Below are 21,159 nucleotides of genomic sequence, written 5' to 3'. Positions count from 1 at the left end.
CCGCGGGGTGGAAGTATCGTGACGCGTAAGAGCCGCCGCCTGATCCTGATTGCCGCCTGCGGCAGCGTGCTGGCGCTCGCGGTGGGGCTGATCCTGTTCGCCATGAGCGGCTCGATCGTGTTCTTCCGTTCGCCCACCGACATCGCGCTTCAGAGCATCGCACCAGGAACCCGCCTGCGACTCGGCGGCCTCGTGAAGGACGGTTCGCTCAAGCGCGGACCGGACCAGACGGTGGACTTCGCCGTAACCGATACGAACGCCACCGTCGAGGTCCAGTATAAGGGGTTGCTGCCGGACCTGTTCCGCGAGGGGCAGGGCGTGGTCGCCGAGGGCGTCCTGGAGCCGGGCGGCCAGTTCCGCGCCGACACCGTGCTCGCCAAGCACGACGAATCCTACATGCCCCGCGAGGTGGCCGACGCGCTGAAGGCGCAGGGGCGTTGGCAGGAGGGCGGCCCGAACAAGGCGGCCCCCGCCGTCAAGCCATCCACCGCCACGGCGGATTCGACCCTCGGCCCCCGCAGCGAGCGGTGAGAGAACCTGCATGATCGTCGAGACCGGCCATTTCGCGCTCGCGCTCGCCCTGGCGATCTCCCTCGTCCAGATGGTGATGCCGATCTGGGCTGCCCGCTCGGGCGACCCGGCACTCCGCCAGATCGCCTCGCAGGCGGCGCTCGGCGCCTTCGCCTGCATCCTGTTCGCCTTCGCGGCGCTTACCTACGCGCACGTCACTTCGGACTTCTCGGTCCAGAACGTCGTTGAGAACTCGCACACGCAGAAGCCGCTGATTTACAAGATCTCCGGCGTCTGGGGGAACCACGAGGGCTCGATGCTCCTGTGGGTGCTGATCCTCACCCTGTTTGGCGCCTGCGTGGCGGCGGCGAAGAACTCCGTGCCGCCGCGGTTGCGAGCCAACACGCTCGGCGTGCAAGGGTTGATCACCTTCGTGTTCGTGCTGTTCATCATCACGACCTCGAACCCGTTCAGTCGCGTCATCCCGGCGCCGCTGGAGGGCAACGATCTCAACCCGCTGCTGCAGGATGTCGGGTTGGCGATCCACCCGCCACTCCTCTACATCGGCTATGTCGGCTTCTCGATCAGCTTCGCCTTCGCGGTCGCCGCGCTGATCGACGGGCGGATCGACGCCGTCTGGGCCCGCGCCGTGCGGCCCTGGACGCTCACCGCCTGGAGCTTCCTGACGCTGGGCATCGCGATGGGCTCCTACTGGGCCTATTACGAGCTCGGCTGGGGCGGCTGGTGGTTCTGGGATCCGGTCGAGAACGCCTCTCTGATGCCGTGGATCGCCGGCACGGCGCTGCTGCACTCAACCGTGGTTATGGAGAAGCGCGACGCCCTGAAGGTCTGGACGGTGCTGCTCGCGATCCTCACCTTCTCGCTCTCGCTGATCGGCACGTTCCTTGTTCGCTCGGGCGTGATCACGTCGGTCCATTCCTTCGCCACCGACCCGACCCGCGGCGTCTTCATCCTGGCGATCCTGATACTGTTCATCGGCGGCTCGTTGACGCTGTTCGCGTGGCGGGCGCCGCTGCTGCGGCAGGGTGGGCTGTTCGCACCGATCTCCCGCGAGGGGGCGCTCGTCCTCAACAACCTGTTCCTGGTCGCGGGCTGCGCCACGGTGCTGGTCGGCACGCTCTATCCGCTGCTCCTCGAGATGCTGACCGGCGAGAAGATCACGGTCGGGCCGCCCTTCTTCAATTCCACCTTCGTGCCGCTGGCGATCCCGCTCCTGCTGATCGTCCCAGCCGGGCAGGCTTTGGCCTGGAAGCGCGGCGACGTGCTCGCTGCCGCGCAGCGCCTGTTCGCTGCCCTGGCGCTGGCCCTGGTGGTCGGTTTCGGGGTGCTGGCCCTGACCTGGGGCGGCCCGGTGATGGCGCCGGTGGGGATCGGCCTCGGTGTCTATCTGCTGATCGGCTCGGCGCTGGAGATCGTCTCCCGCGCCCGGGGTTACGGATCGAGCCGGGCCCGCTCGCTCGGCCAGATCGGGCGCCGCGCCATCGGTCTGCCGCGCTCGGCCTGGGGCACGGCGCTGGCTCATGCCGGCGTCGGCGTGGTGGTGTTGGGTATCGCCGCGCAGGGATGGGCCGCGGAGGGGCTGGCGACCCTTAAGCCCGGTCAGAGCCTGACGACGGGGCCCTACACGGCGACCCTGGAGCGCGTCGCGCCCCGCAAGGGCCCGAACTACGAGGAGGCCGCTGCCTATCTCACGATCCGGACCCGCGCTGGCGACGAGGTCGGGCAGGTGGAGACTGGCAAGCGCTTCTATCCGAGCCGCAAGATGGCGGTGACGGAATCCGGCTTGCTGACGATTGGGGTGAGCCAAGTCTATGCGAGCCTCGGCGAGATCGGCCAGGACGGCAGCGTCGGCCTGCGGCTGTACTACAAGCCGCTGGTGCTGCTGATCTGGCTCGGCGCCGTGGTGATGGCGGCGGGCGGTGGCCTCTCGCTCACGGACCGTCGGATGCGCGTCGGTGCCCCCGCCAAGGCGAAGGCGCGGCCGCTGCCCAACGCGGTGCCGGCCGAGTGAGGATGGACATGAAGGCCTCCGCGTCTCTCCCGCTCCCGATTGACGGGGCGAGTGCCCTGCGCAGCGGCAGCGAAAGCGGCATGCGGGGTCGTTTCGGCGCTGCTGTCTTCCTGCTCTCCGTGCTCCTTACCCCCGCCTACGCCGTCCAGCCCGACGAGGTGCTGAAGGATCCTGTCCTCGAGCATCGCGCGCGCGAGATCTCGGCCGAGCTGCGCTGCCTCGTCTGCCAGAACCAGTCGATCGACGATTCCGACGCGCCGCTCGCCAAGGACCTGCGTCTGATCGTGCGCGAGCGCTTGGAGAAGGGCGACAGCGACAAGTCGGTGCTCGACTACGTCGTGGCGCGCTACGGCGAGTTCGTGCTGCTGCGCCCGGTCTTCGCCCCGCACACCCTGCTGTTGTGGCTGACGCCCGTGCTTGCCGTGCTGCTCGGCGGATTCGGCATCTGGCGCCTCGCGCGCCGCCGAGTGCCGGCGACCGGTCGAAGCTTGTCGGCCGCCGAGGAGGCGGAGGTCGCCGCGCTCCTGAGACGGGAGTAATATCCAGGCCGCCGCGATTCGCCCGTTCGGCTCGGCACGAGTCTTGGATCGGGCATCGTGGGCCGCGTGTTCGGCGGCGTGCCCGGGGGCAGGACGATGACGGCCGCTACGCTCACCATCTCAAGCCGCAACTATTCCTCGTGGTCCCTGCGGGGCTGGCTGATCTGCCGGATGTCGGGTCTCGATTTCGAGACGGAGGTCCTGTCCGGCACCGATGCCGGCAGCCGGGCCGAGCTGCTCCATCTCTCGCCCTCGTTCCTCGTGCCGCGTCTACGCCACGGCGACGTAGTGGTCTGGGATACGCTCGCCATCGCGGAATATCTCGCCGAGACGTTTCCGGAGGCCGGCTTTCTGCCGGGCAACATCGCGGAGCGTGCCCATTGCCGCTCGATCGCCGGTGAGATGCATTCCGGTTTCGTGAATCTGCGCTCGGCGCTGCCAATGAACCTCCGCGCTTTCCATCCCGCCTTCCGCGTATTCAACGGCGCGAAGGCCGATATCGAGCGCATCGTCACGATTTTCGACGATTGCTTGGACCGCTATGACGGGCCCTTCCTGTTCGGGGCCAAGCCCTGCCTCGCTGACGCCCTGTACGCGCCCGTCTGCACCCGCTTCCGAACCTACGATGTCGCCCTCCCACCCCGCGCCGCCCTGTATCGCGACACGATCCTGCACTGGCCGTTGATGGTGGAATGGGCCGAGGCCGCCGCCGACGAGCCGGATGAGATCGAAGAACTCGAAATGGAGTTCTGACCCGTCAGGGCGCGAATGGGCTGTTCCGGCTAGGGCGCCTCGAAGGGATTCCTCGGCGGCACAATGATCGATGGTCCGTTACCAAGCGGCTTGACCGCGCGTACAAGGTCGCCAAGGCCGCAGGCACGCGCGCTTACGCCACGCCGGAGTTGCAATTTTTTGCATGGCACCAATTCATGGTGCAGCACACACGTGGCCGGTTGATGCTTTGCCGGTTATAAAAACCTTCTTTCTGACAGCCGCTTAACATGCCACCCTGCTTTCCGCACAAAGCGGGTGACAGCGCGACAGACATCCTTTGTCATGCGACCGGACTGCGCGATTGAAGCTAACCGGCATTTCTGTTCCTCTTCGCATTAGAACAGGAACAGACTGGGCTGGAAACCATGGCGCGTCACGAGCCCTGGAGCGCCGAGCGCGCCACCGGGATCATCGCTGAGCACACCCATCTCGAAGGGGCCACGCTGCCGATCCTGCACGCGTTGCAGGAAACGTTCGGCTACGTGGATTCCGGCGCCGTGCCGCTGATCGCCGACGCGCTGAACCTGTCGCGCGCCGAAGTGCACGGCTGCATCACCTTCTACCACGACTTCCGCGCCCACCCGGCTGGCCGTCACGAGGTGAAGCTGTGCCGGGCCGAGGCCTGCCAGGCCATGGGCTCCGATACGCTCCATCGCGAGATCCTCGGCCGCCTCGGCTGCGGCTGGCACGAGACCACGGCGGATGGCAGCGCCACGGTGGAGCCGGTCTATTGCCTCGGCCTCTGCGCCAACGGCCCGGCCGCCCTCATCGACGGTGAGCCGCTCGCCCACCTGACCGCAGACGCCCTTGAAGCCGCTTTGACGGAGGTGCGCCAGTGAGCGTCACGCTCTACGTTCCCCGCGACGCCGTCGCCCTGGGCCTTGGTGCCAACAAGGTCGCCCGCGCGCTGTTTGCCGGCGCCGAGCGCCGAGGCCTCGACGTGACCATCGTCCGCACCGGATCCCGCGGTCTGGCGTGGCTGGAACCGATGGTCGAAGTCGGGACGCCGGAGGGGCGCATCGCCTACGGGCCGGTCAAGCTCGCCGATGTCGAGGCGTTGCTGGATGCCGGCCTGACCCAGGGCGGCGACCATGCCCTGCGCCTTGGCGACCCGGAAAAGATCCCGTTCCTAGCCCGGCAACAGCGCCTGACCTTCCACCGCTGCGGCGTGATCGATCCGGTCTCCGTGGACGATTACCGGGCTCATGGCGGCTATCGCGGCCTTGAGGCGGCTCTGAAGCTCGATGCCGAGGGCATCGTGGCGGCGGTGCGCGAGTCCGGCCTGCGTGGCCGGGGCGGTGCTGGCTTCCCGGCCGGCATCAAGTGGAACACCGTGATGCTCGCCAAGGCGGACCAGAAGTATGTGGTCTGCAACGCCGACGAGGGTGATTCCGGTACCTTCGCTGACCGGATGATGATGGAGGGCGACCCCTTCAACCTCATCGAGGGCATGACCATCGCGGGCGTGGCGACGGGAGCCACTCGTGGCTACATCTATCTGCGCTCCGAGTATCCGCAGGCCTTCGCGACCCTCAAGGAAGCGATCGCCAACGGTATCCAGGCCGGGGTGCTCGGCGACGACGTTCTCGGCTCGGGCAAGAGCTTCCACCTGGAAGTGCGCCTCGGGGCGGGCGCCTATATCTGCGGCGAGGAAACCTCGCTGCTGGAGAGCCTGGAGGGCAAGCGCGGGATCGTGCGCGCCAAGCCGCCGATCCCGGCGCTGAAGGGCTTCCTCGGCAAGCCGACGCTGGTCAACAACGTCATGACCTTCACGGCCGTGCCGTGGATCCTGCACAACGGCGCCAAGGCCTACGCCGATTACGGCATGGGCCGGTCGCTCGGCACCCTCCCGATCCAGCTCGCCGGCAACATCAGGCATGGCGGCCTGATCGAGATGGCCTTCGGCATCACCCTGCGGCAGGTCATCGAGGATTTCGGCGGCGGTACGCGCTCGGGCCGGCCGGTCCGGGCCGTGCAGGTCGGCGGGCCACTGGGCGCCTACTTCCCCGATCATCTCCTCGACACGCCGCTGGATTACGAGGCGATGGCCGCCCAGAAGGGCCTCGTCGGCCATGGCGGCATCGTGGTGTTCGACGACACCGTCGACATGGCGGCCCAAGCTCGCTTCGCCTTCGAGTTCTGCGCCACCGAGTCGTGCGGCAAGTGCACGCCCTGTCGCGTTGGCGCGACCCGCGGCGTCGAGACCATGGACAAGGTGATCGCCGGCATCCGGCCGGAGGCGAACCTCAGCCTGATCGCGGATCTCTGCGAAGTTATGACCGATGGGTCGCTCTGCGCCATGGGTGGGCTGACGCCGATGCCCGTCATGAGCGCGATCACCCATTTCCCCGAGGATTTCACCCGCGCGGGCTCGCTGCCCGTCGCGGCCGAGTGAGGAGGCTCCCATGGCCCTCATCAAAGAGATCGACTACGGCACGCCGATCCGCGTTGCCGAGCAGACGGTCACGCTGACCATCGACGGCATGTCGGTGACCGTGCCGGCCGGCACCTCGGTGATGGCGGCGGCGATGCACGCCGGCACGCAGATCCCGAAGCTCTGCGCCACCGACTCGCTGGAGCCGTTCGGTTCCTGTCGCCTCTGCCTCGTAGAGATCGAGGGGCGGCGCGGCACGCCCGCCTCCTGCACGACCCCGGCCGAGAACGGCATGGTGGTGCACACGCAGAACGAGAAGCTCGCCAAGCTTCGCAAGGGCGTGATGGAGCTCTACATCTCCGATCACCCGCTGACCTGCCTGACCTGCGCAGCCAACGGCGATTGCGAATTGCAGGATATGGCCGGCGTCGTGGGTCTGCGCGACGTACGCTACGGCTACGACGGCGACAACCACGTCGCGCCGACCGCCGAGAAGTACCTGCCGAAGGACGAGTCGAACCCGTACTTCACCTACGACCCGTCGAAGTGCATCGTCTGCAACCGCTGCGTCCGCGCCTGCGAGGAGGTCCAGGGCACCTTCGCGCTGACCATCGCAGGGCGAGGCTTCGACAGCCGCGTGGCGGCCGGCCCGACCAACTTCTTCGAATCCGAGTGCGTGTCCTGCGGCGCCTGCGTGCAGGCCTGCCCGACCGCGACCCTCCAGGAAAAGTCGATCCACGAATTCGGTCAGCCCGAGCACGCCGAGGTGACGACCTGCGCGTATTGCGGCGTCGGTTGCTCGTTCAAGGCCGAGATGCAGGGCGAGCGGGTCGTCCGCATGGTCCCGTACAAGGGCGGCAAGGCCAACGAGGGTCATAGCTGCGTCAAGGGCCGCTTCGCCTACGGCTATGCTACCCACAAGGACCGCATCACCAAGCCGATGATCCGCGAGAAGATCACGGATCCGTGGCGTGAGGTCTCCTGGGAGGAGGCGATCGACCGGGCCGCGAGCGAGTTCAAGCGGATCCAGGCCAAGTACGGCAAGGATTCGGTCGGCGGCATCACCTCGTCGCGCTGCACCAACGAGGAGGCCTACCTCGTCCAGAAGCTGGTGCGCGCCGCCTTCGGCAACAACAACGTCGATACCTGCGCCCGCGTCTGCCACTCGCCGACCGGTTACGGCCTGATGTCGACGCTCGGCACCTCGGCCGGCACCCAGGACTTCAAGTCGGTCGAGAATTCCGACGTGATTCTGGTGATCGGCGCCAACCCGACCGACGGCCACCCGGTCTTCGGCTCGCGCATGAAGAAGCGCCTGCGCGAGGGCGCCAAGCTGATCGTCGCCGATCCGCGGAAGATCGATATGGTGAAGTCGCCCCACATCAAGGCCGACTTCCACCTGCCGCTGAAGCCTGGCTCCAACGTCGCCTTCATCAACTCGCTGGCGCACGTGATCGTCACCGAGGGGCTGATCGACGAGGCCTATGTCCGCGAGCGCTGCGACCTGCCCGAATTCGAATCCTGGGCGCGGTTCATCGCCGAGGAGCGGCACTCCCCGGAGGCGCAGCAGCAATTCACCGGTCTCGACCCGGCGGAGGTCCGCGGTGCGGCCCGGCTCTACGCCAAGGGCGGCGCGGCCGGCATCTACTACGGGCTGGGCGTCACCGAGCACAGCCAGGGCTCGACCATGGTGATGGGCATGGCCAACATCGCCATGGCCACCGGCAACATCGGCAAGCTCGGCGCCGGCGTGAACCCGCTGCGCGGCCAGAACAACGTCCAGGGCTCCTGCGACATGGGCTCGTTCCCGCACGAGCTCACCGGCTACCGCCACGTCTCGGACGATGCCACCCGCGAGAGCTTCGAGGCGCTCTGGGGCGCCAAGCTCGACAGCGCGCCGGGGTTGCGCATCACCAACATGCTGGATGAAGCCGTCGATGGCAGCTTCAAGGGCCTCTACATCCAGGGCGAGGACATCGCGCAGTCGGATCCCGACACGCACCATGTGACCTCGGGCCTGATGGCGATGGAGTGCATCGTCATCCAGGACCTGTTCCTGAACGAGACCGCCAAATACGCCCACGTCTTCCTGCCGGGCGCCTCGTTCCTGGAAAAGGACGGCACCTTCACCAATGCCGAGCGCCGCATCTCCCGCGTGCGCAAGGTCATGGCCCCGATGGGCGGCTACGGCGACTGGGAGGGCACGGTGCTGCTCTCCAACGCGCTGGGCTACCCGATGAACTACAACCACCCGTCCGAGATCATGGACGAGATCGCAGGCCTGACGCCGAGCTTCACCGGCGTGTCCTACGCCAAGCTCGACGAGCTGGGTTCGGTGCAGTGGCCCTGCAACGAGAAGGCGCCGCTCGGCACACCGATGATGCACGTGGACCGGTTCGTCCGCGGCAAAGGCCGGTTCATGATCACCGAGTTCGTGGCCACCGAGGAGCGCACGGGGGCGAAGTTCCCGCTGATCCTGACCACGGGCCGGATCCTGTCCCAGTACAATGTCGGCGCGCAGACCCGGCGCACCGAGAACTCGCGTTGGCACGAGGAGGACGTGCTGGAGATCCACCCGTTCGACGCGGAGCTGCGTGGTATCGTCGACGGCGATCTGGTCTCACTGGAGAGCCGCTCGGGCGACATCGCGCTCAAGGCCAAGGTCTCGGAGCGGATGCAGCCCGGTGTGGTCTACACCACCTTCCACCACGCCAAGACCGGCGCCAACGTCATCACCACCGATTTCTCGGATTGGGCGACCAACTGCCCCGAATACAAGGTGACCGCGGTGCAGATCCGGCGGACCAACCGGCCGTCCGACTGGCAGGCGAAGTTCTACGAGGAGGATTTCTCGTTGACGCGCATTGCCCAGACGCTCGACGCGGCGGAGTGAGGCGATGAGCGCGCTACGCCAGGAAGACAAGCTCCTTCGTATGGCCAACCAGATTGCCACCTTCTTCCGGTCGTACCCGGAGGAGGAGGCGGTGGCCGGCATCCACAAGCACATCGTGGCGTTCTGGACGCCCAAGATGGTCTCGAAGCTCGAAGCGGCCCTGCCCGAGATGGGCGACCGGGCCGACATCCTGGTGCAGCGGGCCCTGCGCGGCGGCGAGCCTCAGGCTGAGAGCCCGATCCGCGCGGCGACTCGCGATCCGCAGAAGCTCGGTGAGGGTGCCAGCGACGCCGGCTGAACCGTTCGAACGAGCTCGATACGCTTCTCTCCATTGCAGCATCGTCAGGGCCCGGATTTTCCGGGCCCTGATGCGTTTTGGTGTCCCGGTGCCCGCCGGATGCATCGGGCTCATATCCTCACAGGGGTCAGAGAGCCGGATTGCGGGTTGCCTCCAACGCTAAGGCAGCGTGCTGGGACTGCGATCTCGAGAACCTTCACCTAAGATGTTTCGCCTACAGATTGCGCAGATACGGATTAAATCTGTCCACTCAGCGTGCACTACGCTAGCGCCCTGTACACAGATCGCGCATTCTGCGGCACCGAGCGGTCCACCAGGATGACCGCCGTCGAGGAGTCGGTCATGGGTGCTGGAGTGGCGGGCGCGGTCGTGCCCGGCGGTACGCCGGGTCTGTTGTCCCGCGAGCGGATCGTGGCCAAGGCAGGGTTCAACCGGTGGCTGGTGCCGCCGGCGGCGCTGGCGATCCATCTCTGCATCGGCATGGCCTACGGCCTGTCAGTGTTCTGGCTGCCGCTGACGCGGGCCGTCTCGGTCGGTCGGCCGGGCCCCGCAGCCTGCCCCGACATGGGCGTGATGACGGCCCTGTTCACGACCACCTGCGATTGGCGCGTCAGCGACCTCGTGACGGTCTTCTCGATCGGCATCGTGATGCTCGGCCTCTCGGCGGCCCTGTTCGGCGGCTGGCTGGAGCGGGCGGGCCCGCGCAAGGCCGGCATCGCGGCGGCTTTGTGCTGGGGCGGCGGCTTCCTGATCGGCGCGCTCGGCGTCTACATCCACCAGCTCTGGCTGATCTGGCTCGGCCTAGGCCTGATCGGCGGCATCGGGCTCGGCCTCGGCTACATCTCGCCGGTCTCGACGCTCATCAAGTGGTTCCCAGACCGGCGCGGCATGGCCACCGGCATGGCGATCATGGGCTTCGGCGGCGGTGCGATGATCGGTTCGCCCCTGGCCGATACCCTGATCAAGAGCTTCCGGACCGCGGATTCGGCCGGCGTCTGGCAGACGCTGGCTGTGATGGGGATCGGCTACATCCTGTTCATGCTGGGCGGCGCCTTCGGCTACCGCGTGCCGCCGGCCGGCTGGCGCCCGGACGGCTGGACGGCGCCGGCTGCCAAGAACGCGATGATCGCCTCCGGGCACGTGCATCTCCGGGAGGCGCACAAGACCCTTCAGTTCTGGATGATCTGGCTCGTCCTGTTCCTCAACGTGTCCGCTGGTATCGGCGTGTTGGCGTTGGCCTCGCCGATGCTGCAGGAGATTTTCGGCGGCGCGCTGATCGGCCAGCCGGGCACGAGCTTCTCCGCACTCGACGGAGGCCAGAAGGCGCAGGTCGCTGCGATCGCGGCGGGCTTCGTCGGCCTGCTCTCGCTGTTCAATATCCTGGGCCGGTTCTTCTGGGCGTCGATGTCGGACCGCATCGGCCGGAAGGTTACCTACGCGATCTTCTTCGCGCTGGGCGGCGTCCTCTACGCGGCGGCCCCCTGGGCGGCCGGCATCGGGTCGCAGGCGTTGTTCGTCGCCATCTTCTGCGTGATCCTGTCCATGTATGGCGGCGGCTTCGCGACCGTGCCGGCTTACCTCGCCGACGTGTTCGGCACGCAGTTCGTGGGGGCCATCCATGGCCGCCTGCTCACCGCGTGGTCGATGGCGGGCATCGTCGGGCCGTTCGTCATCACGAAGATCCGCGAAGCTCAGGTGGCGGCCGGCGTCCAGGGAGCCGATCTCTATGGCCGGACCATGTACGTGCTGGCGAGCTTCCTGGCGGTCGGGTTCCTGTGCAACCTGCTCGTCCGGCCGCTGGCCCAACGCTGGTTCATGTCCGAGTCGGAGCGCGCCTCCCTCGACGTCAAAGCCGGTGCCACGGCCTCCGGACCGTCGGGCTCCTTCGGCATCGGCCGCGGCGGTTTCAGCCCCGGTGCGGCCGTGGCCTGGGCGGTTGTCGGCATCCCGATCGTCTGGGGCATCGGCATCACCCTGTCGAAGGCCTTCATCCTGTTCCGGTGAGCGACTGCCGCGCGCGGTTGTGGGTGTCGTCCTGGGTCGCTAGGCTCTCGGTGACTTGCGGTGCCGGGATCCCTGTGTGGTGATCGACAAGCTGGACTTCCTGCTCGCGCTCGCCCGCGAGCAGCATTTCGGACACGCCGCCGAGGCCTGCGGGGTGACTCAGCAGACTCTCTCGGCCGGCGTGAAACAGCTGGAGAACCGCTTCGGCGTGCAGCTCGTGCTGCGCGGCTCGCGCTTCCAGGGCTTCACCCCAGAAGGGGAGCGGGTGCTGGAATGGGCGCGGCGGATCGTGGCCGATGCCCGCGCGATGCACGAGGAGGTCACCGGCCTGCGCCGGGGCCTGACCGGGCATCTGCGCATCGCGTCGATCCCCACGGCCCTGCCGATGATCGCGCATCTCACCACGCCCTACCGGGAGCGGCACCCGGACGTGCGGCTCACGGTCGAGTCGGCGACCTCGACCGACATCTTCTCGCTGATCGAGAATCTGGAGGCGGATGCCGGCCTGACCTATCTCGACAACGAGCCCCTCGGGCGCGTGATCTCCGTCCCGCTCTACCGGGAGCGCTACCGTCTCGTCACGGCGATCGGCGGTCCCTTCGACCAGCGGGAGAGCGTCACCTGGGCCGAGACCGGCAGCCTGCCGCTCTGCCTGCTCACCCCCAACATGCAGAACCGGCGGATCATCGATCAGCAGATCCGGGAATCGGGGGCCGATCCCGCCGCGACCCTGGAATCGAACTCGATGATCGTCTTGCTGACCCATGTGCGTACCCTGCGCTGGGCCTCGATCATGCCGGAGATCCTGGTGGATGCCCTAGGACCCATCGAGGGCGTACGGGCCATCCCGATCACCGCACCGGATCTGGTGCATACGATCGGCCTCGTCGCCCCACGCCGCGAGCCGTCCACCCCGATGGTCACCGCCCTCGTGGCCATCGCCCGGTCGCTCGCTCGTACGCTTGATCCGGGGGTATCGGACGCGTCATCCGCCTGATCGCTGGGCGCGTCACGGGCATCGTTAGACAGCACCGACGAAAAAAGCCGCCCCGTCTCCGGAGCGGCTTCGTAGCGACCGGGCTGGTGCCCGTCGGCTTACTTGATCTTGGTTTCCTTGAACTCGACGTGCTTGCGCGCGACCGGGTCGTACTTGCGCATCGACAGCTTCTCAGTCTGCGTCCGGGAGTTCTTCTTGGTGACGTAGAAGTAGCCCGTGTCGGCGGTGGACATGAGCTTGATCTTGACGGTGACGGCCTTGGCCATGGCGCGGCGCTCCTGCAGGGTGCGGCATTCCGCGTGAGCGAAACGCAAATGGCCGGGAGAACCCGGCCGAATACGGGCGGGTGAATGCCCGATCGAGCCGTTCAGGTCAAGAGTGGACGGCCCTGCGCTCTGTCACCGCGAGGGATCCCGCGAAGGCCAGGAACAGGGCGAGCAGCGCCAGCGCGAAGCCGTGCGGCGGTATGAGGTCGAGCCCACCGCCGATCACTGGTGGCCCCAGCATCAGGCCGACATTGTACAGCACCACGAAGGCCGCGTTGGCGCCGGCGAGATCGTTTGCCGGCGTGCGGTCGCCCAGCATGGCGAGCCCGACCGTGTAGAGCGTGCCGGCGATGCCGCCCCAGACCAAGAGCAGCAGGCCGAACGCTAGGGGGTTCCCGGCCGTCAACGGGATGAGCGCCGAGCCGGTGGCGCCCGCGAGACCTGCGCCGAGCAACACCGCGCCGCGGTTGAACCGGTCGGCGAGCCAACCGAACGGAATCTGGAACAGCACATTGCCGAGTGCGATCAGGCTGACGAGCCCGGCCGCGCCTTGTGCGTCGTAGCCGAGGCGCAGGCCGTAGAGGGGCAGGATCGCGAAGATGCCGGTCTCCACCGCTCCGTACGCGAGGGCGGCCGCGAGCGCGCCGGGAGCAAGGCGCAGGTAGCTGAAGATGCTCCGGCCCGAACCCGGCTCGATCGTCGGCGACAGCCCGCGGGCGAGCAGGATGGGTAGGCCGCCGGCCAGCATGAGGGCGGCGCCGGTCGCGTAGGGGGCCAGCCCCTCGGTGCCGACGAGCGCCAGCAGGAGCGGGCCGACCGCAAAGCCCGCTGCCAGGACGGTGGCGTAGATGCCCATCACGAGGCCCCGTCGCTCCGGCGGGGCGGCGGCGTTGATCCAGTACTCGGAGAGCACGAACAGGGCACCGAGCGTCATCGAGAAGACGAAGCGCAGGGGAAACCAGAGCGCGATACCCGGCAGGATCGGGAAGAGGGTGAGGCTGGCCGCCCCGACGATCAGCGCCAGGCCGAGCAGCGGGGCGACCCCGATCCGGGCGGCCAGCCGCGGAACGAACGGCACCGTGCAGATGCTGGCGATGCCCGCCACCGCGGTGTTGATCCCGATCAGCGTGCTCGACGCGCCGCGTCGCTCCAACTCGATCGACAGGAGCGGGATCGACAGGCTCAGACCGATGCCCACGACGGTGACGCAGGTGACTGCCGCCGCGATGGCCGCCACATCCTCCGAGCTGATTCCGCGCCGTCCCGCGTTTTCCACGTCCTTTTGGTTCACAAGGCTACCCGTTCGCGCCGGCCGTAGCGCTCGTAATGGAACGGGATCATCCGGTACGGGGCGAAATCGGCGGCGATCTGAGCTTCGAGGTCGTCCAAGATGGCGCGGGTGATGTACGGCAGGTCGAGCTTACGGGCCGCATCGAGGCGGACCCAAGCGAGTTCGGTGAACTCGGCATCGGCCTGAACCCGGCCCGGCTCCTCGGCCGCCACCATCCGATGATCGACCGCGAAGAAGCGCGTGTCGAACCGGCGCACGCGCTTCGGCGGGGTGATCGCCCGGGCCACGAGGTGCAGCGCCTCGAGATCCGGCAGGACGCCGTGCCGGGCAAACCCCTCCCACCCCGCGGGTGTCTCCTCCGGCGCGCCGTGCTCGGTCGTGCCGAGCAGCAGGCCGGTTTCCTCGTAGGTCTCGCGGATGGCGGCGAGCGCGAGCGCCCGGCCGAGATGATGCGGCGGCCGGGAGACCTGCCGGGTCAGCGCCGCTTCGGCATAATCGGGCAGGGCGCCGGCCACCGGCATGTGACGGTCGCCGAGCTCGATCCGGCCGCCCGGGAAAACGAACTTGCCCGGCATGAAGGCGAGGTTGGGGTTGCGCCGGCCCATCAGGACCTTCAGGCCGCCCCGTCCCCGCCGGTCGATCACGATCATGGTGGCGGCGTCCCGCGGGCGCAGGCGCGCTGCGGCAGGCTTCCGCTCAGAGGCGGTGGCGATCTGGGGCTCCTGCTGCGGCAGCGGCAAGGCGTGTCTCCTCCGACCCGTGTGTGGGGCGGCTCCGCGGTAGCGTGGCGAAGCCGTGCATGCCAAGGGCGTATTGCAGCCCGACGACGGCACCCTTGACGGGCTGGAGCAATATGAGCGCGAACAGGAGCGTGAAGGCCGGCCAGACTCCCATCTCAACCCAGAGGGGAACCTCGTAGGCGCTCTCCGTCTCCAGGATCAGGTATCCGACGATGTGGGCGACGATGAAGATCACCACGTAGGGTGGCAGATCGTCCGCCCGGTGGTGGTGCAACTCCAGACCGCAGCTATCGCATTCGGGCCGCACCTTGAGAAAGCGGCCGAAGATCCGCCCCTGGCCGCAATGCGGGCAGCGGCCGATAAAGCCTCGGGCCATCGCGGGTACGAGACTGGTGCGCAGGGGAATCGCGTCGGCGGCCATGTCCAGGGTCTACAACGGCCCGGTCAGCGGCGCGACCCGCGATGGCGCGTCCCAGTGTTGCGGATGCCGGCGGGACGGCCGGACGGGGCTGCCTTGAACGGCCGGCCACCGGGCGCCTTGCCTGGTCCGGGCTTGCGGGCACCGGAACGGGACCGGCCCTCGCTGAGCAGCTCGAAGCGCAGCGCCCCGGCGACCGGCGCGGCCTCCACGAGCCGCACCTCGACCCGGTCGCCCAGGCGGAACGTCTCCCCGGTCCGCTCGCCCACCAGGGCGTGACGGCCCTCCTCGTGGCGGAAATAGTCGGCGCCGAGCTGCGAGACCGGCACGAAGCCGTCCGCCCCGGTCCCGTCGAGCTTGATGAACAGCCCGGCCCGGGTCACGCCGGCGATCTGGCCCTCGAAGCTGGCCCCGATCTGGTCGGCGAGGTGGTGGGCGATCAGCCGGTCGATGGTTTCCCGCTCGGCCGCCATGGCGCGGCGCTCGGCCGCCGAGATCAGCTCGCCGATCTGCGACAACTCGCCGAGGGAGACCGCGCTCCCGAGCCCATCGGTTCCGAGCCGGCAGGCAGTGATCAGCGCCCGGTGGACGATCAGGTCGGCGTAGCGCCGGATCGGCGAGGTGAAATGCGCGTAGCGCCTCAGGTTCAGGCCGAAATGACCGAGATTTTCGGCGGCGTAGACGGCCTGGGCCTGGCTGCGCAGGATCACCCCGTTGAGGAAGACGCTGTGCTCGGTCTCGGCGACGGTCGCGAGGATCCGGTTGAACAAAGCGGGCCGCAGCGCCCCTTCCTTGGGCAGCTTGATGCCCACCGAGGCCAGGACCTCACCGAGCGCCCGCATCTTCTCGAGGGCCGGCTCATCGTGGACGCGGTAGATTAGCGGCTGTTTCGCCTGCTCCAGGGTCTCGGCCGCAGCGACGTTCGCCTGGATCATGAATTCTTCGATCAGCCGATGCGCGTCGAGCCGTTCCGGCACGATCACCCGATCGACCGCGCCGTCGGGGGACAGCAGGACTTTGCGCTCGGGCAGATCGAGGGCGAGTGGGCCCCGGCGGTCGCGGGCCGCGCGCAGGGCCACGTAAGCCGCCCAAAGCGGGCGGAGCGCGGTCTCCAGCAGAGGGCCGGTCGTCGCGTCCGGCTGCCCGTCGATGGCTGCCTGCGCTTGGGCGTAGGCAAGCTTGGCGCGGGAACGCATCATCACCCGGTGGAAGCCGTGGCGGCGCTTCTCGCCATCGGCGGAGATGACCATGCGCACGGCGAGTGCTGGCCGGTCCTCGCCCTCGCGCAGCGAGCAGAGGTCGTTCGAAATCCGCTCCGGCAGCATCGGCACGACCCGGTCGGGGAAGTAGACCGAATTGCCGCGCTCCAGCGCCTCGCGGTCGAGGCTGGAGCCCGCCCGCACATAGGCCGCCACATCCGCGATGGCGACGGTCAGGATGAAGCCGCCCGGATTGGCCGGGTCGGGATCAGCCTCGGCCATGACGGCATCGTCGTGGTCCTTGGCGTCCGGCGGGTCGATGGTCAGAAGCGGCCGGTCGCGCCAGTCCTCTCGGCCATTCAACGTCGCGGGTTCGGCGGCGTCCGCCTCGGCCAGTGTCGAATCCGCGAAGACGTGCGGGATGTTGTGCAGGTGGAGCGCGATCAGGCTCACCGCCTTCTCGGAGCCGAGCGAGCCCAGCCGCTCACGCACGCGTCCCTTCGGAAGGCCGAAGCGGGTCTCCCGCTCCAGCGAGACGCTGACGAGGTCGCCGTCACGGGCCTGGCCCTCTTCGCCGGGCGGGATCAGGATCTCGCGGCCCTGCGAGCGCTTCTCCACGGGGACGATCCGGCCACCCTGTGCGCCGGCCCGGTAGACGCCGATGATCTCGGCCTTGTTCTTTCCGATGACCTTGATGACCCGGCCCGTATAGCCACCCTCGGGGTCGCGCTCGACCCGGATCAACGCGCGGTCGCCGATGCCAGATGCGGGCCGATTACCCTTGCGCGGGCCGCGGGGTTGCGCGAGCACGATGGCGGGCGGCTTGCCGGTTCCCGTCCACTCCACGGGGACGGCCAGAAAATCGCCGTGGCGGTCCCGTGAGCGGATATCGGCCAGCACCACCGGCGGCAGGTGGCCGGCCGGAGCGAGGCCGCCGCGCCCGCGGTCGAGGGCGCCATCCTCTTCGATCTCTTTCAGGATGCGCTTCAGTTCGATCTTGGCGGACCCCTTGATGCCGAAGGCCTGGGCGATCTCGCGCTTGCCGACAGGTTCCTTCGACTCGGCCACGAAGGCGAGGATCTGCTCACGGGTGGGGATGGGCGGCGGAGCGGCGGGCTCGGCCCCCGGGGCGGTGGTGCGACGTGCCAAAAGGTGGTGCCGGCTGGTTCTCGGAAGACGAAGCCCATGTGGGCTCAGGACCCACTTCAGTCCACTCGTCCTAAGATGGGTTCCCGGACCGCCCACGGCAACGCCGGGCCGTTCTTCCTCAACAGGCTGTGTCAACCGGTCGAGGCGATCTTGCGGATATGATCGACCGCTCGATCCACGTCGAAACCCGAAGACACGATCTCAGCTAGGCTGAACGGGCAGGCGCGCGGCAGGGTCAGATTCACCTGTCCCTCCAACGGGGCCAGGTCTGGCGTCTCGGCCGCTTGGATCGCCAGCGTCCAAGCGCCATCCATGCGCAGGCTCGCCGGGTCGGGCGGGTCGCCCGCAAGCGCCGCGAGCTTGGCGCGGCCTGAATCCCGGCAGGCGAGGCTCGTCGCATCGTCCGAGATCAGGGCGGCCTTGATCAGCTCGGCCAGGGCATCCCTGACCCGTTCCACGCTCGCGTTCATGGGCATCCGTTCCGAAGGGTCTGAGGGCGTGGCAAGCCGGATGCCAGCCGGAAACGGGCCGGTGTGACAGAACCGCCGATCTTTCCTGGCGATCCGCGCGGTGTAGAAGGCGGGTATGATCCCGGTCCTGACTCGCCCAACCGAGGCCGTGCCGCTCTACGCCGCGGCCTGTGCGGAGCTGCGGTTGCGCGGCTTCGCGGGCGACCTGTCCCTGTCGGACGCCGACCGCACCGTCTTCGCCACCGACAACTCGATCTACCAAGTGGAGCCGGGGGCCGTCGCCTTCCCGCGTTCCCGCGATGACCTGGTGCGCATCGCCAAGCTCCTCGACGACCCGCGCTTCTCCGAGATCGTGATCCGGCCCCGCGGCGGGGCGACCGGCACCAATGGCCAGTCGCTCGGCCACGGCCTCGTGGTCGACACCTCGCGGCACATGAACCGCATCCTGGAGATCGACGTCGCCAACCGCACCGTGCGGGTCGAGCCCGGGGTCGTGAAGGACCAGCTCAACCGGGAACTCGCCAAGCACGGCCTGTTCTTCGCGCCCGAACTCTCCACCTCGAACCGCGCCACGCTTGGCGGGATGATCTCGACGGATGCCTGCGGGCAGGGCTCGTGCCTCTACGGCAAGACCCGGGACCACGTCCTGGCGCTGACCTGCGTGCTCACCGACGGCACGGTCTGGACCGCCGAGCCCCTGGATGCGGAGGGCTTCCAGGCTGCCAAGGGGCGCAACGACCGGGTCGGTGAGATCCACCGTACCGTGTACGCCGTCGTCACCGCGTACGCGACCTTGATCGAGGAGCGCTTCCCCAAGCTCAACCGCTGCCTGACCGGCTACGACCTCGCGCATCTGCGCGATGCCACGGGCCGGTTCGACCTCAAGAGCGTGCTCTGCGGTTCGGAGGGCACATTGGCGCTGATCGCCGAGGCGCGGCTCAACGTCCTGCCGATCCCGAAATCCTCCGTCCTCGTGGCGCTGTCCTACGTCGATTTCGACGCGGCCCTGCGCGACGCACAGGCGCTGCTGCCCTTTGGCGCGGCCTCGGTGGAGACCATCGATTCCACCGTGCTGGCGCTCGCCCGCAAGGACCCGATCTGGGCCGAGGTGCGGGCTTTTTTCCCCGAGGATCCGGCAGGGCGGCCGGTGGACGGCATCAACCTCGTGGAGTTCGTCGGCGACGACGAGGCCGGCGTGGAGGCCGCCCTCACGCGGCTCACCGACATGCTTGAGGCCGAACGCGGCACCGACACCAAGCGTCTTGGCTTCACCATCGCCCGGGGCGCGGCGATCGAGCGGCTCTGGACCATGCGCAAGAAGGCCGTGGGCCTGCTGGGCGCCGCCAAGGGCGATGCCCGGCCGATCCCCTTCGTGGAGGACACCGCCGTCCCGCCGGAGCGGCTCGCCGACTACATCGTGGAGTTCCGCGCACTCCTCGACGGCAAGGGGCTGCGCTACGGCATGTTCGGCCACGTCGATGCCGGCGTGCTGCACGTCCGGCCGGCGATCGACCTGAAGGATCCGGACCAGAACCGCCTGATCCGCGAGGTCACCGAGGGCGTCGTCGCGCTCACCGCCAAGTATGGCGGCCTACTCTGGGGCGAGCACGGCAAGGGATTTCGCTCGGAGTTCGTGCCGGAGACGTTCGGGCCGCTGATGCCGGCGCTGGAGGCGATCAAGCGGGCCTTCGATCCGGCTGACCGGATGAACCCGGGCAAGATCGCCTCGGCGCGGGGACAGAGCCTCACGCGGATCGACGGCGTGCCGCGCCGGGGCGAGCAGGACCGCACCATACCGGCGCCGGTCCGGCAGGATTTCGACGAGGCGCTTCACTGCAACGGCAACGGTGCCTGCTTCTCCTTCGATGCCGACGAAGCGATGTGCCCATCTTGGAAGGCGACCCGGGAGCGCCGGCATTCGCCCAAGGGTCGCGCTTCTCTGATGCGCGAGTGGTTGCGCCGGGCGGCGGCGGACGGCCTCGATCCGAGCGCCGAGCTGGCGCGGCAGCGTTCCGGCTGGTTCCGCGACGTAGTCGCCACCCTGTTGGATGCCCTGAAGCCGTATTCCGCCCAGCAAGATTTCTCGCACGCGGTCAAGGAGGCGATGGATGGCTGCCTCGCCTGCAAATCCTGCACGGGGTCCTGTCCGATCAAGGTCGACGTGCCGACCTTCCGGGCGAAGTTCCTGGCGCTCTATCACACACGCTACGCCCGGCCCCTGAAGGACCACCTCGTGGCGGCGCTGGAATCCCTGCTGCCGCTGGCCGCCAGGGCGCCACGCCTGAGCAACGCCCTCCTGGGCAACCCGATCGCACGCCTGATCCTGGCCAAGGCCGGGTTGGTCGCGATCCCCAACCTGTCGACGGTCGATCTCCGAACAGGGCTGGCCGGTCTCGGTGTCGCGGTCGCGAGCCCCGAAGCATTGGCGCGGCTGAGCCCGCACGAGCGCGCGACGGCGGTGCTAGTGGTGCAGGACGCCTTCACCAGCCATTTCGACGCGGACGTCGTGGCCGACGCCTGCGCGCTGCTGATCGCCCTGGGCTTCCGCCCCTGGCTGGTGCCCTACCGGCCGAACGGCAAGCCGCTGCACGTTCACGGCTTTCTGGCCCGGTTCGCCGCCGTTGCGCGTTCCAACGCCGCGATGCTGCGCGTCTTCGCCCAGCAGGGCGTGCCCCTGGTCGGCATCGATCCGTCGATGACGCTGACCTACCGGTCCGAATACGTGCAGGTGCTGGGCGATGACCTGCCGAAGGTTCATCTCCTGCAGGAATGGCTGGCGACCCAGCTCGACCGGATCACGCCGCGTCAGGGCGCTCGAACCATGCGGCTCCTGCCCCACTGCACCGAACGCACCAACGCGCCGGGGGCGGTGCGCGACTGGCAGGCCGTGTTCGCGCATCTCGGGCTGCGTCTCGACGTGCCGGCGGCCGGATGCTGCGGCATGGCCGGAACCTACGGGCACGAGGCCCGCCATCGCGCCACCTCGGAGGCGATCTACGACTTGAGCTGGGCCCGCCAGGTCGCCGAGGCCCCCGGCTGCACGCTGCTGGCCGACGGCTATTCCTGCCGGTCCCAGGCCAAGCTGGTCGACGGCGTGCGGCTGCGCCACCCGGTCCAGGCGCTCCTCGAGCATGTCCGTTCGGAGGTCGGCGCTGCGCCGTTCCATCCGGAGCGCGCGGCGGCTGCGGCGACGTGAGCGGCACGG

General features: G+C 68.4%; 17 protein-coding genes. 11 read left to right on the top strand and 6 right to left on the bottom strand.

Features of this window, described 5'->3' with window-relative positions; all coding sequences use genetic code 11:
* Nucleotides 1-18: 18 nt before the first annotated feature.
* From ccmE to OXS27_RS10885, 10 genes are all read left to right on the top strand, one after another.
* The gene (gene ccmE / locus OXS27_RS10930) at nucleotides 19-531 is read left to right on the top strand and encodes a cytochrome c maturation protein CcmE (protein ID WP_267356196.1); all 513 of its coding nucleotides are present in this window, start codon (nucleotides 19-21) and stop codon (nucleotides 529-531) included.
* A gap of 10 nt (nucleotides 532-541) precedes the next feature.
* Nucleotides 542-2,542, top strand: a complete 2,001-nt coding sequence (locus OXS27_RS10925) for a heme lyase CcmF/NrfE family subunit (protein ID WP_243924173.1) — start codon at nucleotides 542-544, stop codon at nucleotides 2,540-2,542.
* An 80-nt stretch (nucleotides 2,543-2,622) separates the two neighbouring features.
* Nucleotides 2,623-3,081 (top strand): cytochrome c-type biogenesis protein, encoded by a 459-nt coding sequence (locus OXS27_RS10920; RefSeq protein WP_267356193.1) that lies wholly within the window; start codon nucleotides 2,623-2,625, stop codon nucleotides 3,079-3,081.
* A 96-nt stretch (nucleotides 3,082-3,177) separates the two neighbouring features.
* Nucleotides 3,178-3,834, top strand: coding sequence for a glutathione S-transferase family protein (locus tag OXS27_RS10915; protein WP_243924326.1), 657 nt, complete (start codon nucleotides 3,178-3,180; stop codon nucleotides 3,832-3,834).
* 386 nt (nucleotides 3,835-4,220) lie between these two features.
* Nucleotides 4,221-4,694, top strand: a complete 474-nt coding sequence (locus OXS27_RS10910) for a formate dehydrogenase subunit gamma (protein WP_243924175.1) — start codon at nucleotides 4,221-4,223, stop codon at nucleotides 4,692-4,694.
* Nucleotides 4,691-6,250 carry a formate dehydrogenase beta subunit gene (locus OXS27_RS10905; protein WP_267356190.1) on the top strand — a complete coding sequence of 520 codons (1,560 nt, stop codon included), beginning with the start codon at nucleotides 4,691-4,693 and terminating at the stop codon, nucleotides 6,248-6,250. Before OXS27_RS10910 ends, OXS27_RS10905 begins: the two co-directional genes overlap by 4 nt.
* Nucleotides 6,251-6,260: 10 nt before the next feature.
* Nucleotides 6,261-9,122 (top strand): formate dehydrogenase subunit alpha, encoded by a 2,862-nt coding sequence (gene fdhF, locus OXS27_RS10900; protein ID WP_267356188.1) that lies wholly within the window; start codon nucleotides 6,261-6,263, stop codon nucleotides 9,120-9,122.
* A gap of 4 nt (nucleotides 9,123-9,126) precedes the next feature.
* Nucleotides 9,127-9,420, top strand: coding sequence for a formate dehydrogenase subunit delta (locus OXS27_RS10895; RefSeq protein ID WP_243924180.1), 294 nt, complete (start codon nucleotides 9,127-9,129; stop codon nucleotides 9,418-9,420).
* A 342-nt stretch (nucleotides 9,421-9,762) separates the two neighbouring features.
* On the top strand, nucleotides 9,763-11,424 hold the full coding sequence (locus tag OXS27_RS10890) for an OFA family MFS transporter (RefSeq protein WP_267356337.1): 1,662 nt from the start codon (nucleotides 9,763-9,765) through the stop codon (nucleotides 11,422-11,424).
* Nucleotides 11,425-11,503: 79 nt separating this feature from the next.
* Entirely contained in the window at nucleotides 11,504-12,421 is a 918-nt protein-coding gene (locus tag OXS27_RS10885; RefSeq protein WP_243924184.1) for a LysR family transcriptional regulator, read from the top strand.
* Between the two features lie 98 nt (nucleotides 12,422-12,519).
* Here OXS27_RS10885 and rpmG read toward each other — a convergent pair whose 3' ends face one another.
* From rpmG to OXS27_RS10855, 6 genes are all read right to left on the bottom strand, one after another.
* Nucleotides 12,520-12,687 carry a 50S ribosomal protein L33 gene (gene rpmG / locus OXS27_RS10880; protein ID WP_160532473.1) on the bottom strand — a complete coding sequence of 56 codons (168 nt, stop codon included), beginning with the start codon at nucleotides 12,685-12,687 and terminating at the stop codon, nucleotides 12,520-12,522.
* 106 nt (nucleotides 12,688-12,793) lie between these two features.
* Nucleotides 12,794-13,963 (bottom strand): MFS transporter, encoded by a 1,170-nt coding sequence (locus OXS27_RS10875; protein WP_267356182.1) that lies wholly within the window; start codon nucleotides 13,961-13,963, stop codon nucleotides 12,794-12,796.
* Nucleotides 13,964-13,974: 11 nt separating this feature from the next.
* A complete protein-coding gene (locus OXS27_RS10870; RefSeq protein ID WP_243924187.1) occupies nucleotides 13,975-14,718 on the bottom strand; it encodes an NUDIX domain-containing protein in 744 nt (247 codons plus the stop codon).
* Nucleotides 14,675-15,139 carry a DUF983 domain-containing protein gene (locus OXS27_RS10865; protein WP_267356179.1) on the bottom strand — a complete coding sequence of 155 codons (465 nt, stop codon included), beginning with the start codon at nucleotides 15,137-15,139 and terminating at the stop codon, nucleotides 14,675-14,677. Before OXS27_RS10865 ends, OXS27_RS10870 begins: the two co-directional genes overlap by 44 nt.
* A 23-nt stretch (nucleotides 15,140-15,162) precedes the next feature.
* Nucleotides 15,163-17,484: a ribonuclease R gene (gene rnr / locus OXS27_RS10860; RefSeq protein WP_267356177.1), complete on the bottom strand. Its 2,322-nt coding sequence runs from the start codon at nucleotides 17,482-17,484 to the stop codon at nucleotides 15,163-15,165.
* Between the two features lie 131 nt (nucleotides 17,485-17,615).
* Nucleotides 17,616-17,954 carry a hypothetical protein gene (locus OXS27_RS10855; protein WP_267356175.1) on the bottom strand — a complete coding sequence of 113 codons (339 nt, stop codon included), beginning with the start codon at nucleotides 17,952-17,954 and terminating at the stop codon, nucleotides 17,616-17,618.
* A gap of 115 nt (nucleotides 17,955-18,069) precedes the next feature.
* Between OXS27_RS10855 and OXS27_RS10850 the strand changes: the two genes are divergently transcribed.
* Nucleotides 18,070-21,150 (top strand): FAD-binding and (Fe-S)-binding domain-containing protein, encoded by a 3,081-nt coding sequence (locus OXS27_RS10850; protein ID WP_267356173.1) that lies wholly within the window; start codon nucleotides 18,070-18,072, stop codon nucleotides 21,148-21,150.
* Nucleotides 21,151-21,159 lie beyond the last annotated feature (9 nt).

This window comes from Methylobacterium sp. GC_Met_3 (assembly GCF_026540775.1).
Classification (GTDB): domain Bacteria; phylum Pseudomonadota; class Alphaproteobacteria; order Rhizobiales; family Beijerinckiaceae; genus Methylobacterium.
The sequence above is the reverse complement of the archived record's forward strand: the minus strand, read 5'-3'. Positions and strand labels throughout refer to the sequence as shown.